A 14,570-nucleotide genomic window follows, 5' to 3' on the forward strand; every position below is an offset into this window, starting at 1 on the left:
ACCATACCGACCTCGCATTCAATGAAATAAAAACAGAAAAATCAGCGATGTCCGGTGGTCCGGTGCATATACCCTAAGCGTGTTAAATATTTAAATAAACTAACTTTTGGGAATATGCATAGAAGGTCTGTCACCCAGGTTCGCAGGGCGATCCCAGTGGACGCGGTTGATAGATCAGCGCCGCCCCGGCCTGGCGGGGCGGCGCCTCGGCGGCAATGCGTAATGTCCGGGCGGGCGCCCAGCGTGAGTTGTTGCCGACGCGATCCAGAATGCAGTACGTCACCTCCAACCGACAGTCGTCGCCGGCTTCGGTGATCATCGAGGAGGGCACCCATACCTGCACCGCCAGGCCGACCTCAAGGGCCTGGATCTTCGGCAGGTCCAGGCGCACATCGCCCCAGCGCAGGGTGATCGCATCGCCAGTGTCCATGTTCAGGTAGGGCGCGATGGTCAGCGGGATACCGCGCCGCACCTGGCTGGCGTTGACGCCGAAGCGGCGGATGGTGTCGGGCAACCCCACGGGGGCGAGGTTCTGGTTTTCGTCGCGGTACAGGGGCGAAGGCTGGCCGCCCGGGCAACAGGTCTTCACACGTACCCGCCTGACGGCAGAGCGGGCCGCGCAGTGGCCGACTTGCATCACCTGGTAATGCACCCGGGCCGGGCCATCCAGCACGAAACTCTCCGGCACCCGCAGGTGAGTGAACGCGCCGACCTTACAGGCGGTTATCCGACGCGAAGCGGCAAAACAGTTATTCCAGAACAGCTCAATCAAGTCGCCTTCGTCCATGCCGGGATAGGGGGCGATGTCGACCTGCAGGTGGGTGGCGGCCAGGGCATTGATGCCATCGCCGATGGCCTGGGGCAGTGTCGGGGCGGTGAGCAGGGGGTGTGTCATAAATAATCTCCTTGATGCAGCCAGCAGCAATCGCTCCGGACCCTTGGCGCAGGCAAGCGCGGTGGGCCGAACAGAACGATTCAGTGAGTAGCCGGGATAGGATCCAATCCTCTGGGCGCTAGATAAGAGGGTTGGGCACGGAGCGTCAATGGCGGCAAAGGGCTAAACAGCGGGTTTGGAGATATTCAGAAGGGTCTGACTGGTATGGGGATATTCGGGCGGATGCGGTGGGTGTGTTTTACCTGTTGGAGCAGCGATTCCCGTGTAGGAGCTGGCTTGCCAGCGAAGAACGTCAACGATTACGCGGTCATCAGATTTACCGCGTTGTCTTGTCGTTTTTCGCTGGCAAGCCAGCGCCTGCAGGAGGGGATGTCAGTGGGCGAGAAACTTGCTCAGGAACTGTTTGGTACGCTCTTCCTTGGGGTTGGCGAACAGTGCCTTGGCTTCGCCTTGCTCCACGATCACGCCCTTGTCGAAGAAGATCACCCGATTGGCTACGTCGCGGGCAAAGCTCATCTCGTGGGTGACGATCACCATGGTGCGGTTTTCTTCGGCGAGGCTGCGGATGGTTGCCAGCACTTCACCCACCAGTTCCGGGTCGAGGGCGGAGGTGGGTTCGTCGAACAGAATCACCTCCGGCTCCATGGCCAACGCACGGGCAATCGCCACGCGCTGTTGCTGGCCGCCCGACAGACGCCGGGGATATGCGTCCTCCTTGCCCGCCAGGCCGACCCTGGCCAGCAGCTTGCGGCCGAGGGCGTCAGCCGCTTCCCGTGGCATCTTCTTGACCACGGTGGGCCCTTCGATGACATTTTCCAGCGCAGTGCGGTGGGGGAACAGGTTGAAGCTCTGGAACACAAAGCCCACGTGCTGGCGCAGGCGCCGCACCAGGCTTGCCTGCTGGTTGATCGGCTTGCTGCTGTCGATCTCGATATCACCCACCTTGATACGACCGCTGGTGGGTTGTTCGAGGAAATTCAGGCAGCGCAGGAAGGTGGTCTTGCCGGAACCGCTGGGGCCGATGATGGCGATGACTTCGCCTTCCTTGACCTCCAGGTCGATGCCGTTGAGCACCACCTGGCCCTTGAATTGTTTGGTCAGTTTTTCAACCACGATCATGCTTAGGACTCCAGGTCATGCCGGTTGACCCGGTCTTCCAGGCGATTCTGCAAATGCGCCAGGATGCTCGCCAAAATCCAGTAGATCAGGGCAGCGGAGAGATACATGGTGAAGATTTCGAAGGTCCGCGCCGACACCAGTTGCGCCTGGCGAAACAGCTCGGGCACCTGAATAGTGGCGGCAAGCGCCGTGTCCTTGACCAGCGAAATGAAGCTGTTGCCCAGCGGCGGCAAGGCCGTGCGCATGGCCTGCGGCAGGATGGCCCGGCGCAGGGTCTGCGCACGGGTCATGCCGATACTGGCCGCAGCTTCCCATTGGCCGCGTTCGATGGAACCGATGGCGGCGCGCAGGATTTCACAGGCGTAGGCCGCCATGTTCAGCGAAAAACCGATCATGGCCGCCGGGATCGGATCCAGCTCGATGCCCACTTGCGGCAAGCCGTAGTAGATCAAAAACAGCTGTACCAGCAAGGGCGTGCCGCGAAAGAACGACACGTAGACTCGGGCGAGCCAGCTCACCAGCTTGAAGCGCGACAACCGCATCAAGGCCAGGCCGAAGCCCAGCAGCAAGCCAAAAAACATCCCGCCGAGGCTGAGGATTACCGTGTAATACGCGCCCTTGAGCAGAAAGGGCGCGGAGTCCAGCGCGAGTTGGAAACCTGCTTCCATTATTGAGTGACGTCAGCGTTGAAGTACTTCTGGGACAGCTTCTTCAAGGTGCCATCGGCGCGCAGTTTGTCGAGAGCCTTGTTCACCGCATCGAGCAGTTCTGGCTCGCCTTTGCGCAGGGCAATACCGGCTTCCTGACGGGAGAAAGCGTCGCCGGCGGCGGCGGTATCTGGCGCTTTCTTGGCGTATTCCAGGGCGGCCAGGCGGTCGATCAGGATGGCGTCGATGCGGCCGATGCGCAGGTCCTGGAACTTGGTCGGGTCGTCGTTGTAAGTCTTGATGATGGCTTTAGGTTGGTTGTCCTTGAGCCATTGTTCGTAGTTGGTGCCCAGGCCCACACCGACTTTCTTGCCGGCCAGGTCGTCGGCGGTCTTGATCACGTCAACGTTCTTCTTCAGGACCAGTGCCTGGATACCGGACACGGTGTAAGGCTTGGAGAAGTCATACTTTTTCTTGCGCTCTTCAGAGATGGTCACTTGGTTGACCACGGCGTCCAGACGCTTGGATTCCAGGGCGGCGAGGATGCCGTCCCATGGCGTCGCTTGCAGCTTGACCTTCACGCCCAGCTCCTTGGCCAGCGCTTCGGACAGCTCCACTTCGAAACCACTGAGCTTGCCGCTTTCATCGACGAAGCTGAACGGCGGGTAGGTGCCTTCCAGGCCGATCTTGATCTCGCCTGCTTTCTTGATGTTGTCCAGCTGTTCACCCGCGACCGCTTGGCCGATCAGGCCAGCCCCGAGTGCCAGGCCCAAAGTGCCCACCAGCAATGTGCGACGGAATACAGAAATAGTCATGAAGAGCCCCTGTGTTTTTTATGTTGAGCGAAGCAGGTGACGCAGTAGTCGTATCCTGCCCTAAAGCGCGTAGCGCGTCTTCGCCTACGGCGCGACTATAAAGCGGGTTTTTAAGACTTGAAAATAATATAAATTTGAATTGATATTCATATTTGGAATATGTGGCGGTTTCAATGTGGGAGCGGGCTTGCTCGCGAATGAGCAGTGTCATTCAGCATATGCGTTGACTGATACACCGCATTCGCGAGCAAGCCCGCCCCCACATTTTAATCCCTGTTCCTTCAGCTGAATGCGGCGCCATAAGCAAACAACGCTGGCGCCCCACCCGTATGCAGGAAAATGATCGGCCCGTCCTCAAAGCGCTGACGCCCGATGCCATCCAGCAAGCCGGCCATGGCCTTGCCAGTGTAGACCGGGTCCAGCAGCAGGCCTTCCTGGCTCGCCAACAGCTTGACCGCCGCCAGGGTGCCGGCGTTCGGTTCGCCATAGCGCGGGCCGAAGTATTCGTCCCACAGGATCACCTTGAAGCCTTCGGGAATATCCACACCCAGCAACTCGGCGGTACGCTCGGCCAGGCCCTCTACTTTCGGACGCTGGGCTTCTTCAGTGCGTGAGACGGTGACGCCAATCACGGGCAGGTCTGGCAATACCTCGCTCAAGGCCAACGCCAAGCCACTGTGCGTTCCCGCACTGCCGGAGGCCAAGACCACGGCGGCGAACTCGATGCCACTGTCTTCGATCTGCCCGGCCAGCTCCAGCCCGGCGCGGACATAGCCGAGGGCGCCGAGGGCATTGGAACCGCCAATAGGCACCAGGTACGGCTTCTTGCCGTTGCTGCGCAAGCGGTCGGCGAGGGCGTTGAGCTGGCCGTCGACGTTATCAAGGTTCTCCACCAACTCCACCTTGGCGTCGAACAGTTCCAGCAGCAGGCGGTTGCCGTTGCCCAGGTAATTGGGGTCTTCGGTGCCGGTGGGGTTTTCCAGCAGGGCGACGCAGCCCAGGCCGAGCTTGGCGGCCAGCGCGGCAGTCTGGCGTACGTGGTTGGACTGGATCGCGCCGGCGGTCACCAGCGTGTCGGCGCCTTGGGCGATGGCATCGGCGGCGAGGTATTCGAGTTTGCGCAGCTTGTTGCCGCCCATGGCGAGCGGCGTGGTGTCGTCGCGTTTGACGTAGATATCCCTGCCCAACCAGGCCGACAGCCGCTCGAGTTTTTCCAGGGCAGTGACGCCGCCCAGCAGTTCCAGGCGGTTAAAACGGTCGAGCTGTTGTTTGATCATGGCTACGCACGGTTGATGAGTATGAGGCGACTATAGGCAGGCACTTTTCATCGGGCAACCGCAATCGCTTATTCCGGATGGTTCTTAGTATCACACCATTGGTTCTTAAGGGCGACCAAGGTGCATACCGTAAAGTGATGGGCATTTCGTCAGGAGTGAATACCGTGAGTGAGCGTTCCAGTCATTGGCAATTACAGACCATCGTCGGCCAACTGCGCAGTGCCCGGGACCAGTGGCGAACGCGCAATGGCCGCTTGAGTGGCGAGCATGGCGGGCGCGAGCTGCCGTCCCGCGAGGCTGTGGCGCAGATTCTAGAGTCGTTGTGCGGCGCACTGTTCCCCATGCGCCTGGGGCCGGTGGACCTGCGTGAAGAGAGTGAAGACTTCTACGTCGGCCACACCCTCGACGTCGCCTTGAATGCCTTGCTCGGCCAGGCCCGCCTGGAGCTACGCTACGCCGCACGCCAAGGCGCTAAAGATGACAGCGAAGTCGACGCGCTCGCCATCCGCCTGATCCAGGATTTCGCCCTGGCCCTGCCGTCCCTGCGCAGCCTGTTGGACACCGACGTATTGGCGGCCTATCACGGCGACCCGGCCGCGCGCAGCGTGGATGAAGTGCTGTTGTGCTACCCCGGCATCCTGGCGGTGATTCATCATCGGCTGGCCCACCATCTGTACCGCGCCGGCCTGCCGCTGTTGGCGCGGATCAGCGCAGAGATCGCCCACTCGGCCACCGGTATCGATATCCACCCCGGCGCACAAATCGGCCCAAGTTTCTTTATCGACCATGGGACCGGTGTGGTGATCGGCGAAACCGCGATCATCGGTGAGCGCGTGCGCATCTACCAAGCCGTAACGTTGGGCGCCAAACGCTTCCCGGCGGACGAAGACGGGCAGTTGCAGAAAGGCCACCCTCGTCACCCGATCGTCGAGGATGACGTGGTGATCTACGCCGGGGCGACGATCCTGGGGCGCATCACCATCGGCCAGGGTTCGACCATCGGCGGTAATGTGTGGCTGACCCGAAGCGTGCCGGCGGGGGCGAATATCACCCAGGCCAATCTGCAGCATGATGATGGCACGCAAAAATAAGTCGAACACGGACCCACATGTTTGTGCGCGTTTCACGCCGAAATCGCTGAACGATTTGCCATCTCCATCCGTCATACCTTTCCTTGAGCTAGTGTAGGAATGACCTACCACTCAGCCCTGCGATTAGTCCCAAACCGCCTATCCATGTTTAACTTGAATGCTCGTTCAAGTTAAACCCGGTGGTTCGCTGCCCGCTCACAACAGGAGGCTTACCTTTGCTGAGTCCGTTATTGACAGCCACATCTCATACCCTCGGGGTGCATCGCTCATGAGTGCATCGTCCACCCCATCCAGCGGCCTGGTGCGCATGAATGCGCCGGTCTTCTACTTCGCCGCGACGTTTATCCTGCTGTTCGGCATCACTGTCATCGCTATCCCGCAACAGGCTGGTGCCTGGCTGCTGGCCGCGCAAAACTGGGCGGCCAATACGGTCGGCTGGTACTACATGCTGGCGATGACCCTGTATCTGGTCTTCGTGGTGGTCACCGCGTTATCGGGCTACGGCAAGATAAAACTCGGTGCCGACCACGACGAGCCCGAATTCAGTTACCTGTCCTGGGCCGGCATGCTGTTCGCCGCCGGGATTAGCATCACGCTGTTTTTCTTCTGCGTCTCCGAGCCGCTGACGCACCTGGTGCAGCCGCCTCAGGGCGCGCCGATGAACGCCGACGCCGCGCGCCAGGCCATGCAGATCCTGTTTCTGCACTGGGGCTTGCACGGTTGGGGTGTGTTCGCGTTTGTCGGCATGGCCCTGGCGTACTTCGCCTACCGGCATAACCTGCCGCTGGCACTGCGTTCGGCGCTGTACCCACTGATCGGCAAGCGCATCAACGGCCCTATCGGTTACGCGGTGGATGGCTTCGGCATCATTGCCACGGTGTTCGGCCTGGGCGCCGACATGGGCTTCGGCGTGTTGCACCTCAACTCCGGTCTCGACTATCTGTTCGGCATTGCCCATACCCAGTGGATCCAGGTGGGTTTGATCACGCTGATGATGGGCGCCGCGATCATCGTCGCCGTGGCCGGTGTCGATAAAGGCGTGCGCGTGATGTCCGACATCAACATGCTGCTGGCCTGTGCGCTGCTGCTGTTCGTGTTGTTCGCCGGGCCCACCCAGCACTTGCTCAATACCCTGATCCAGAACATTGGTGACTACCTGGGCGCCTTGCCGACCAAGAGTTTTGACGTATACGCCTACGACAAACCCAGCGACTGGCTCGGCGGTTGGACGGTGTTCTACTGGGCCTGGTGGATCGCATGGTCGCCGTTCGTGGGCCTGTTTATCGCGCGTATTTCCCGTGGCCGCACCATCCGTGAGTTCGTGTTCGGCGTGCTGCTGATCCCGCTGGGTTTCACCCTGGCGTGGATGTCGATCTTCGGCAACAGTGCCATCGACCAGGTGCTCAACCACGGTATGGCCGCGCTCGGTCAGTCGGCCATCGATAACCCGTCGATGAGCCTCTACCTGCTGCTGGAAACCTACCCATGGAGCAAAACCGTCATTGCGGTCACGGTGTTCATCAGCTTCGTGTTCTTCGTAACCTCCGCTGACTCGGGCACCGTGGTGCTGTCCACTCTCTCGTCCAAAGGCGGCAACGCTGATGAAGACGGGCCGAAATGGCTGCGGGTGTTCTGGGGTGCGATGACCGCGCTGGTCACCAGTGCCTTGCTGTTTGCCGGCAGCATCGACTCGCTCAAATCGGCGGTGGTGCTGACCTCGTTGCCGTTCTCGATGATCCTGCTGCTGATGATGTGGGGGCTGCACAAGGCGTTCTATCTGGAGTCGCAAAAGCAGATCGCCCAGCTGCACTCATTGGCGCCGATTTCGACGGCTCGCAAAGGACGTGGCGGCTGGCGCCAGCGTTTGAGCCAGGCCGTGCACTTCCCGTCGCGAGACGAGGTGTACCGTTTCCTCGACTCGACGGTGCGCCCGGCGATCGAAGAAGTGACGGCGGTGTTTGTCGAAAAGGGTTTGAATGTCGTGACGCAACCTGACCCCGCCAACGACAGCGTCAGCCTGGAAATCGGCCATGGCGAGGAGCGTCCCTTCATCTACCAGGTGCAGATGCGCGGCTACTTCACGCCGTCATTTGCCCGTGGCGGGATGGGCTCCAAGGAGCTCAACAACCGTCGCTACTACCGGGCTGAAGTGCACTTGGCCGAGGGCAGCCAGGACTACGACCTGGTGGGCTACACCAAGGAACAGATCATCAACGACATCCTCGACCAGTACGAGCGCCACCTGCAGTTCCTGCATCTGGTGCGTTGAGGTTCAGGCCCTGATCACCAGCTCCGACATCAGGAGCTGGTGTCGGTGCTTTATCCGCACAACCGACACCTGTCCCCAGGGTGCGAGTGTTCGTCGACTGGCTCGCCGAAATCTTAGAAAATGCCCGCTAATCCGCGTAGTAGAAGGGTTTCTTAAATTTAATTTCATCCGTCCGCGCCGCTGTTTGACGCGCAACTGTCATCTGGCCACTGCGTAATTGTGTGAAGCGTTTGACGCTTTCATTTCAGAACAGTGACGGAGACCGGTAACAATGAAGACGTTGATAAGCCCCATGGTGGGTGCCGCCATGGCGAGCTTTATGCTGTCCGCCCACGCCGATTTTATCGATGACAGCCACGCCGATGTGACCCTGCTCAACCGCTACCTCAACCAGCAGGGGCGGGATGTGGTGAACAGCAATGCCAAGGCCCACAGCATTCGTGATTGGGGCCAGGGGTTCGAGTTCAACTTCAAGTCCGGCTACACCGAAGGCCCAGTGGGTTTTGGCCTGGACCTGCAGGCGTTCTACGGGTTGAAACTGGACTCCGGTGGCGACCTCAACGACAAGGATCACCAGGGCCGCTACCCCGGCAGCATGTTCCCGCTGGACAACGGCAAATCCGCCGACCAGTTCGGTGTGTTGAGCCCGACGTTCAAGGTGCGTTTTGCCAAGGATGAGCTGCGCGTCGGCACGCTCTACGGCAACAACCCGATACTCGCCAACACCGACGGGCGTCTGTACCAGCAGACCAATACCGGTGTGCAACTGGTGTCCAAGGACCTCAGCGACTTCACCTTCACCGGCGGCGACATCTTCAAGACCAAGATCCGCAACGAAACCGGCGATCAGGGCATGATCACCGCCGGCGGCACCAAAGAGAGTGATCGCTTCGTGTTTGGCGGTGCGGATTACACCGGCATCCAGAACACCACGGTCAGCCTGTGGTATTCCAACCTTGAGGATTACTATCAGCAGTTCTTCCTCGGCGCCAAACGCCACGACGCGTTGTCCGTGGGCGCCATCGACACCGACGTGCGCGTGTTCCGCAGCCTCGGTGTGGGCGGCAACGCCGACGGTGACAAAGACTTCGCAGCGGCTGGCCTCTACGGTGATGGCACGGGCAAGGGCCGTATCAACCAGACCACCGCCAGCTTGCTTGAGAGCTACAGCCTCGACGGTCATACCGTCGGCCTGGGTATCCAGAAGAACAGCGGCGACAGCGACTTCCCCTACCTTGATTCCGGCCTGAACAGCGGCGACAACCGCCAGGGCCCAGGCTCAGGCGCCGACACTCCGGCGCTGACCAACATGCAGTTGAATAAATTTCAACACGCCGGTGAGCGCACGTGGCTTGCGCAGTACAAGTATGACTTCGGTAAGCTTGGCCTCACGGGCCTGACGTTCTCAGCCGCCTATGCCCACGGCGATGACATCCGCACGCCGCAAGGCACCACCAGCGAATGGGAACGTAACGTCGCCGTGGCTTATCAAGTGCCCACCGGTACCCTCAAAGGCCTGGGTGTGACCTGGAAAAACGCCCACGCCAGCCCCGACATCAGCGGTGCCACCGTGCAAGATGAAAACCGCTTCTATGTGAGTTATGTCGTTCCACTCTGGTAGGCAATTGCTGTAGAACGGAACGGCAGACTTAAGCGATTCAGCTGGTTAAAAGGCCTGGGAATAACCTTATTCCCAGGCCTTATTTGCCGACGTCCAAGAGAGGATTCGATGACTTACATTGCTGCCGAAAACCGCTATGAATCTATTCCGTACCGCCGTGTAGGCCGCAGTGGATTAGTGCTGCCTGCACTGTCCCTGGGCCTGTGGCACAACTTTGGCGACAGCACCCCGATCGACACCCAGCGCGCCCTGCTGCGCACCGCGTTCGACCTGGGCATCAACCACTTCGACCTGGCCAACAACTACGGCCCGCCCTACGGCAGCGCCGAGATCAACTTCGGCCGTTTACTGCGCGAAGACTTCAAGCACTATCGCGACGAACTGATCATCTCCAGCAAGGCGGGTTGGGACATGTGGCCCGGTCCTTATGGCCAGGGCGGCGGCTCGCGCAAGTACGTGCTGGCCAGCCTGGACCAGAGCCTGCAACGCCTGGGCGTCGACTACGTGGACATCTTCTACTCCCACCGTTTTGACGCCGACACCCCGCTGGAAGAAACCGCCAGCGCCCTCGCCACTGCCGTGCAACAAGGCAAGGCGTTGTACATAGGCATCTCGTCCTACTCGGGGGTAAAAACCCGCGAAATCGCCGCGCTGCTCAAAGAGTGGAAAGTGCCGCTGTTGATTCACCAGCCGGCCTACAACCTGCTCAACCGCTGGGTGGAAAAAGACCTGCTGGACACCACCGAGGAACTCGGTGCCGGGGTGATTGCCTTCACACCGCTGGCTCAAGGGCTGCTGACCGACAAGTACCTCAACGGCGTGCCGGCGGATGCGCGGGTGAATCGTCCGGGGGGTGGTTCGTTGCAGGCCAAGCACCTGTCCGAAGCCAACATCGCCCACGTGCGCGCGCTCAATGAAATCGCCCAGCGTCGTGGCCAGAGCCTGGCGCAATTGGCGTTGGCCTGGACCCTGCGTGATCCACGGGTGACCAGCGCGCTGATCGGTGCGAGCCGGCCGGAGCAGATCATCGAAAACGTCGGTGCGTTGAAGAACTTGAACTTCAGCGCTGAGGAATTGGCAGAGATTGATCGGTTTGCCCAGGAAGGCGGAATCAACCTGTGGGAAAAGCCATCCACGGCTGAATAACCTGGCGTAACCCGGTCACTGTGGGAGCCGGGCTTGCCCGCGATAGCGGTGTGTCAGTCAATGAATCTGTCGCTGACTCACCGCCATCGCAGGCAAGCCAGCTCCCACAGTGATTTTCAGTGTGTTTGAGAGCTAGAACGGCACATCCCCCAGAATCGTTGCGCGATGCATCACCCGCCGCTGCGGCCGGTAGTCGTCCACCGCGTAGTGCTGGGTCACGCGGTTATCCCAGAACGCCACATCGTTTTCCTGCCAACGCCAGCGAATGGTAAATTCCGGGCGTGTCGCGTGGGCGAACAAGAGCTTCAGAATCGCTTCACTCTCCGCCGGCTCAAGTTCATTGATCTTGGTGGTGAACCCATCACTGACAAACAGCGACTTGCGCCCACTCACCGGGTGCGTGCGCACCACCGGATGCGACAGCGGCGGGTTCTTCCTGCGAGTCTCTTCCCAACGCGCCAGGTCTTCAGCGGTGTTGCCAAAGCGCTCCAGCGGGAAGGACTTAGTGAAGTCATGGGTCGCTGTCAGCCCATCGAGCAAGCGCTTCAACGGCTCGGACAACGCTTCATACGCCGCAATCCCACTGGCCCACAGCGTATCGCCGCCAAACGGTGGCAGCAGCTTGGCGCTGAGTACGGCGCCCAACGCCGGCGTCGGCAGGAAGGTCACGTCGGTGTGCCACACGGCGTTGTCGCGCACGTCGGTGACGGCGGTGTCGAGGATCAGCACTTCGGGCTGCTCCGGCACGTTGGGGTAGATCGGGTGGATATGCAGGTCACCAAAATTCGCCGCGAACCGTGCCTGCTGTTGCGGGTTGATCGGTTGATCACGGAAGAACAGCACCGAGTGTTTGAGCAACGCCTGTTCAATGGCATCGCGTTCTTCAATGTTCAACGGCTGGGTGATATCGACGCCACTGATCAGGGCGCCCAATGCGGTGCTGATGGGGGTAACGGTCAGGCTGCTCATACGGTTCTCACTCAATGTGCCTGGCCATGCCAGGGCACCCATTTACGCTGCAGGGCACGCAGGCCCATTTCCATGGCAAAGGCGATCAGGGCGATGACGAGGATGCCCAGCACCACCACGTCAGTGACCAGGAACTGCGCCGCCGACTGCACCATGAACCCCAGGCCGCTGGTGGCCGCGATCAGCTCGGCGGCGACCAATGTCGACCAGCCCACGCCCAGGCCGATGCGCACGCCGGTGAGGATGTCGGGCAGGGCACTCGGCAGGATCACATGGCGAATCAGCTGTGCGCGGGTAGCGCCCAACGACTGCGCCGCGCGCAGCTTGGCCGGGTCGACTGTGCGCACGCCGGTCGCGGTGGCGATGGCAATCGGCGCGAAGATCGCCAGGTAAATCAGCAGCACCTTGGACAGCTCGCCAATGCCGCACCAGATCACGATCAGCGGCAAGTAAGCCAGGGGAGGAATCGGGCGGTAGAACTCGATCAGCGGGTCGAGAATGCCCCGCGCAATCCGGTTGGAGCCGATGGCAATCCCCACCGGCACGGCGGTCAGCACCGCAAAACCCAGGCCCAGGCCGATACGGCTGAGGCTCGCGCCCAGGTGCTGCCACAGGGTCGAGTCCATGTACCCCGTGGTCGCCAGCAGCCAGCCTTTTTGCAGCACGGCGGACGGCGGTGGCAGGAACAGCGGCTCGATCAAGCCGGTGGCGGTCACGGCCCACCAAATGACCAGCAAGGCGACCAGGGTCAGCAGGCTGATCCAGCGGGTGCTCAAGCTGCGTCGCACCGGGACAACTGCGTGCGCCACCGGCTTGGTGGCGGTGGCGGGAAGTTCGTAGCTGCTCATGCGGACACCTGCCGTTGGGAGAACACTTTGCCCAGCACGTGTTCGCGGGTTTCGATAAATCGCGGGTCGGACTTGATCGCCCGCGCCGACTCACCGGCGGCGTAGCGTTGGCCAAAGTCCAGGCTCAGGCGTTCGACGATCTGGCCAGGGTTGGGCGCGAGCAGGATCAGGTCAGTGGCGAGGAAGACCGCTTCTTCGATGTCGTGGGTAATCAGGAACACCGGCTTGGCCGTGCGCCGCCAGACTTGTAGCAGCAGCTCCTGCATCTGTTCGCGGGTGAAGGCATCGAGGGCGCCGAAGGGTTCATCCATCAGCAACACGCGAGGGTCGGCCGCCAACGCGCGGGCCAGGCCTACGCGTTGCTTCTGCCCACCGGAAAGTTGCCAGATACGGCGGCTGTCGAAACCGGCCAGGTCCACCAGCGCGAGCATCTCCCGAGCGCGCACTTCGCGTTGCGCCTTGGGCACACCGGCCAGCTCCAGGCCGAAGCCCACGTTGGCCAGCACATCCTGCCAGGGCAGCAGGGCGTCGTCCTGGAACACCACGCCGCGCTCGGCGCTCGGGCCTTTGACCGGCACGCCGTCGAGGGTAATGCGCCCGGCAGAGGGTTCGACAAAGCCGGCAATCAGGTTCAACAGCGAAGTCTTGCCACTGCCGGACGGGCCGAGGGCCACCAGCAATTGCTGGGGCCCCAGGTCGATTGAAATGTCTGACAGTACCGGTTCTGTGGCGCCTGGGTACTGTGCGCTGATGCGCTCCAGTTGTAGCAAGGCCATCGCAATGAACTCCTGATCAGTTAGTAATGAACTTGGCGCTGACGTAAGGGGCGTAGTCCGGCAGCACGGCGTCGACCTTGCCTTGCTCCTTGAGGAACGCGGCGGTATCGGTCACGGCCTTGGTGGTTGGCGCGCCCAGCAGGGTCACTTGGTCAGCGGCCAGCGGGTAGACGTTGCCTTGCAGCAGCAGGGGGATGTCGCTGGCCTTGGCGCCGGAGAGTTTCACCAGCTTGTCGACGTTGCCTTTGTCAGCGAGCCAGGCTTGTGGGTCTTTGCGGTAGGCGGCGTAGGCATCCAGCGTCACTTTGGCGAACGCCGTGACGATTTCCGGGTGCTTCTCGGCAAAATCCTTACGCACGATCCAGGCATCGAAGGTTGGCGCGCCGAACTTGGCCAGTTCGCCGGAGGTGATTAGCACCTTGCCGTTTTCCTTGGCCACACCCAGGGCGGGGTCCCATACGTAGGTGGCGTCGATATCACCGCGCTTCCAGGCGGCGATGATGGCGGGTGGTGCGAGGTTGAGGATGGTCACTTTGGACGGGTCGATGTTCCAGTGTTTCAACGCGGCCAACAGGCTGTAGTGGCCGGTGGACACGAATGGCACGGCGATTTTTTTGCCGATCAGGTCCTGCGGGCCATTAATCCCCGCGCCGTTGCGCGCCACCAGCGCTTCGGCACCGCCGATCTGGGTGGCGACGAGGAAGGTTTCCACCGGCACTTTGCGAGTGATCGCAGCGGTCAGCGGGCTCGAACCGAGGTAGCCGATCTGCACATCGCCGGACGCGATGGCGGCGATGATGTCCGCGCCATTGTCGAATTTGCGCCAGGTGATCTTGGCGTTGGTGGCTTTTTCATAGGCGCCGTCGGCCTGGGCGACTTTGGCCGGGTCCACGGTGGTCTGGTAAGCGATGGTCACATCCGCCGCCTGGGCAAACAGGCTGGCACCGGCCAGGGACAATGCGGCCAAGAGGCGCAGAGGGGTAAGCAGTTTCAAGGGGAAGCTCCTCAATCAGGCGGCCGAGGGTCGGCGTGTGAGGAGACTAAATGATCTAAGAATCCGAAAATAAATAACATTTTCGAATTAGCTTATGAGAGGA

At 61.1% G+C, this 14,570-nt stretch carries 13 protein-coding genes; 4 read left to right on the forward strand and 9 right to left on the reverse strand.

The genetic code is table 11. The annotated features are described in order from the left end of the window. Nucleotides 1-130 precede the first annotated feature (130 nt). The 5 genes from RB216_RS01060 to RB216_RS01080 all read right to left on the reverse strand — a co-directional run bounded on the left by RB216_RS01060 (nt 131) and on the right by RB216_RS01080 (nt 4,753). A complete protein-coding gene (locus RB216_RS01060) occupies nt 131-895 on the reverse strand; it encodes a hypothetical protein (RefSeq protein ID WP_236317807.1) in 765 nt (254 codons plus the stop codon). Between the two features lie 372 nt (nt 896-1,267). Continuing rightward, the gene (gene tcyN / locus RB216_RS01065; protein WP_016974987.1) at nt 1,268-2,014 is read right to left on the reverse strand and encodes an L-cystine ABC transporter ATP-binding protein TcyN; all 747 of its coding nucleotides are present in this window, start codon (nt 2,012-2,014) and stop codon (nt 1,268-1,270) included. A 2-nt stretch (nt 2,015-2,016) separates the two neighbouring features. Beyond that, nucleotides 2,017-2,682: a cystine ABC transporter permease gene (tcyL, locus tag RB216_RS01070; RefSeq protein WP_010214112.1), complete on the reverse strand. Its 666-nt coding sequence runs from the start codon at nt 2,680-2,682 to the stop codon at nt 2,017-2,019. Beyond that, the gene (gene tcyJ / locus RB216_RS01075; RefSeq protein ID WP_308908211.1) at nt 2,682-3,476 is read right to left on the reverse strand and encodes a cystine ABC transporter substrate-binding protein; all 795 of its coding nucleotides are present in this window, start codon (nt 3,474-3,476) and stop codon (nt 2,682-2,684) included. The genes tcyL and tcyJ overlap by 1 nt, the downstream gene beginning before the upstream one ends. A gap of 281 nt (nt 3,477-3,757) precedes the next feature. Continuing rightward, entirely contained in the window at nt 3,758-4,753 is a 996-nt protein-coding gene (locus RB216_RS01080) for a D-cysteine desulfhydrase (RefSeq protein ID WP_308908212.1), read from the reverse strand. Between the two features lie 164 nt (nt 4,754-4,917). Here RB216_RS01080 and epsC point away from each other — a divergent pair, with 164 nt between their 5' ends. The 4 genes from epsC (at nt 4,918) to mgrA (ending at nt 10,880) form a co-directional block, all read left to right on the forward strand. Further along, the gene (gene epsC, locus RB216_RS01085; protein ID WP_028615293.1) at nt 4,918-5,844 is read left to right on the forward strand and encodes a serine O-acetyltransferase EpsC; all 927 of its coding nucleotides are present in this window, start codon (nt 4,918-4,920) and stop codon (nt 5,842-5,844) included. 307 nt (nt 5,845-6,151) lie between these two features. Then, the gene (gene betT, locus RB216_RS01090) at nt 6,152-8,113 is read left to right on the forward strand and encodes a choline transporter BetT (RefSeq protein WP_162834914.1); all 1,962 of its coding nucleotides are present in this window, start codon (nt 6,152-6,154) and stop codon (nt 8,111-8,113) included. 292 nt (nt 8,114-8,405) lie between these two features. Further along, nucleotides 8,406-9,734 carry an OprD family outer membrane porin gene (locus RB216_RS01095; RefSeq protein WP_028615295.1) on the forward strand — a complete coding sequence of 443 codons (1,329 nt, stop codon included), beginning with the start codon at nt 8,406-8,408 and terminating at the stop codon, nt 9,732-9,734. Nucleotides 9,735-9,842: 108 nt separating this feature from the next. Continuing rightward, on the forward strand, nt 9,843-10,880 hold the full coding sequence (gene mgrA, locus RB216_RS01100; protein WP_068937742.1) for an L-glyceraldehyde 3-phosphate reductase: 1,038 nt from the start codon (nt 9,843-9,845) through the stop codon (nt 10,878-10,880). A gap of 132 nt (nt 10,881-11,012) precedes the next feature. On the opposite strand, the gene tauD is transcribed toward mgrA, so the two are convergent. The 4 genes from tauD to tauA are packed head-to-tail and all read right to left on the reverse strand — an operon-like array spanning nt 11,013 to nt 14,467. Further along, on the reverse strand, nt 11,013-11,849 hold the full coding sequence (gene tauD, locus RB216_RS01105) for a taurine dioxygenase (protein WP_308908213.1): 837 nt from the start codon (nt 11,847-11,849) through the stop codon (nt 11,013-11,015). Nucleotides 11,850-11,860: 11 nt separating this feature from the next. Beyond that, on the reverse strand, nt 11,861-12,697 hold the full coding sequence (tauC, locus tag RB216_RS01110; RefSeq protein WP_028615298.1) for a taurine ABC transporter permease TauC: 837 nt from the start codon (nt 12,695-12,697) through the stop codon (nt 11,861-11,863). Then, nucleotides 12,694-13,473 (reverse strand): taurine ABC transporter ATP-binding subunit, encoded by a 780-nt coding sequence (gene tauB / locus RB216_RS01115; RefSeq protein WP_017254560.1) that lies wholly within the window; start codon nt 13,471-13,473, stop codon nt 12,694-12,696. The genes tauC and tauB overlap by 4 nt, the downstream gene beginning before the upstream one ends. 16 nt (nt 13,474-13,489) lie before the next feature. Further along, nucleotides 13,490-14,467 (reverse strand): taurine ABC transporter substrate-binding protein, encoded by a 978-nt coding sequence (gene tauA, locus RB216_RS01120; RefSeq protein ID WP_308908214.1) that lies wholly within the window; start codon nt 14,465-14,467, stop codon nt 13,490-13,492. Nucleotides 14,468-14,570 lie beyond the last annotated feature (103 nt).

The organism is Pseudomonas canadensis (assembly GCF_030980095.1).
In the GTDB taxonomy this organism is placed as follows: domain Bacteria; phylum Pseudomonadota; class Gammaproteobacteria; order Pseudomonadales; family Pseudomonadaceae; genus Aquipseudomonas; species Aquipseudomonas canadensis.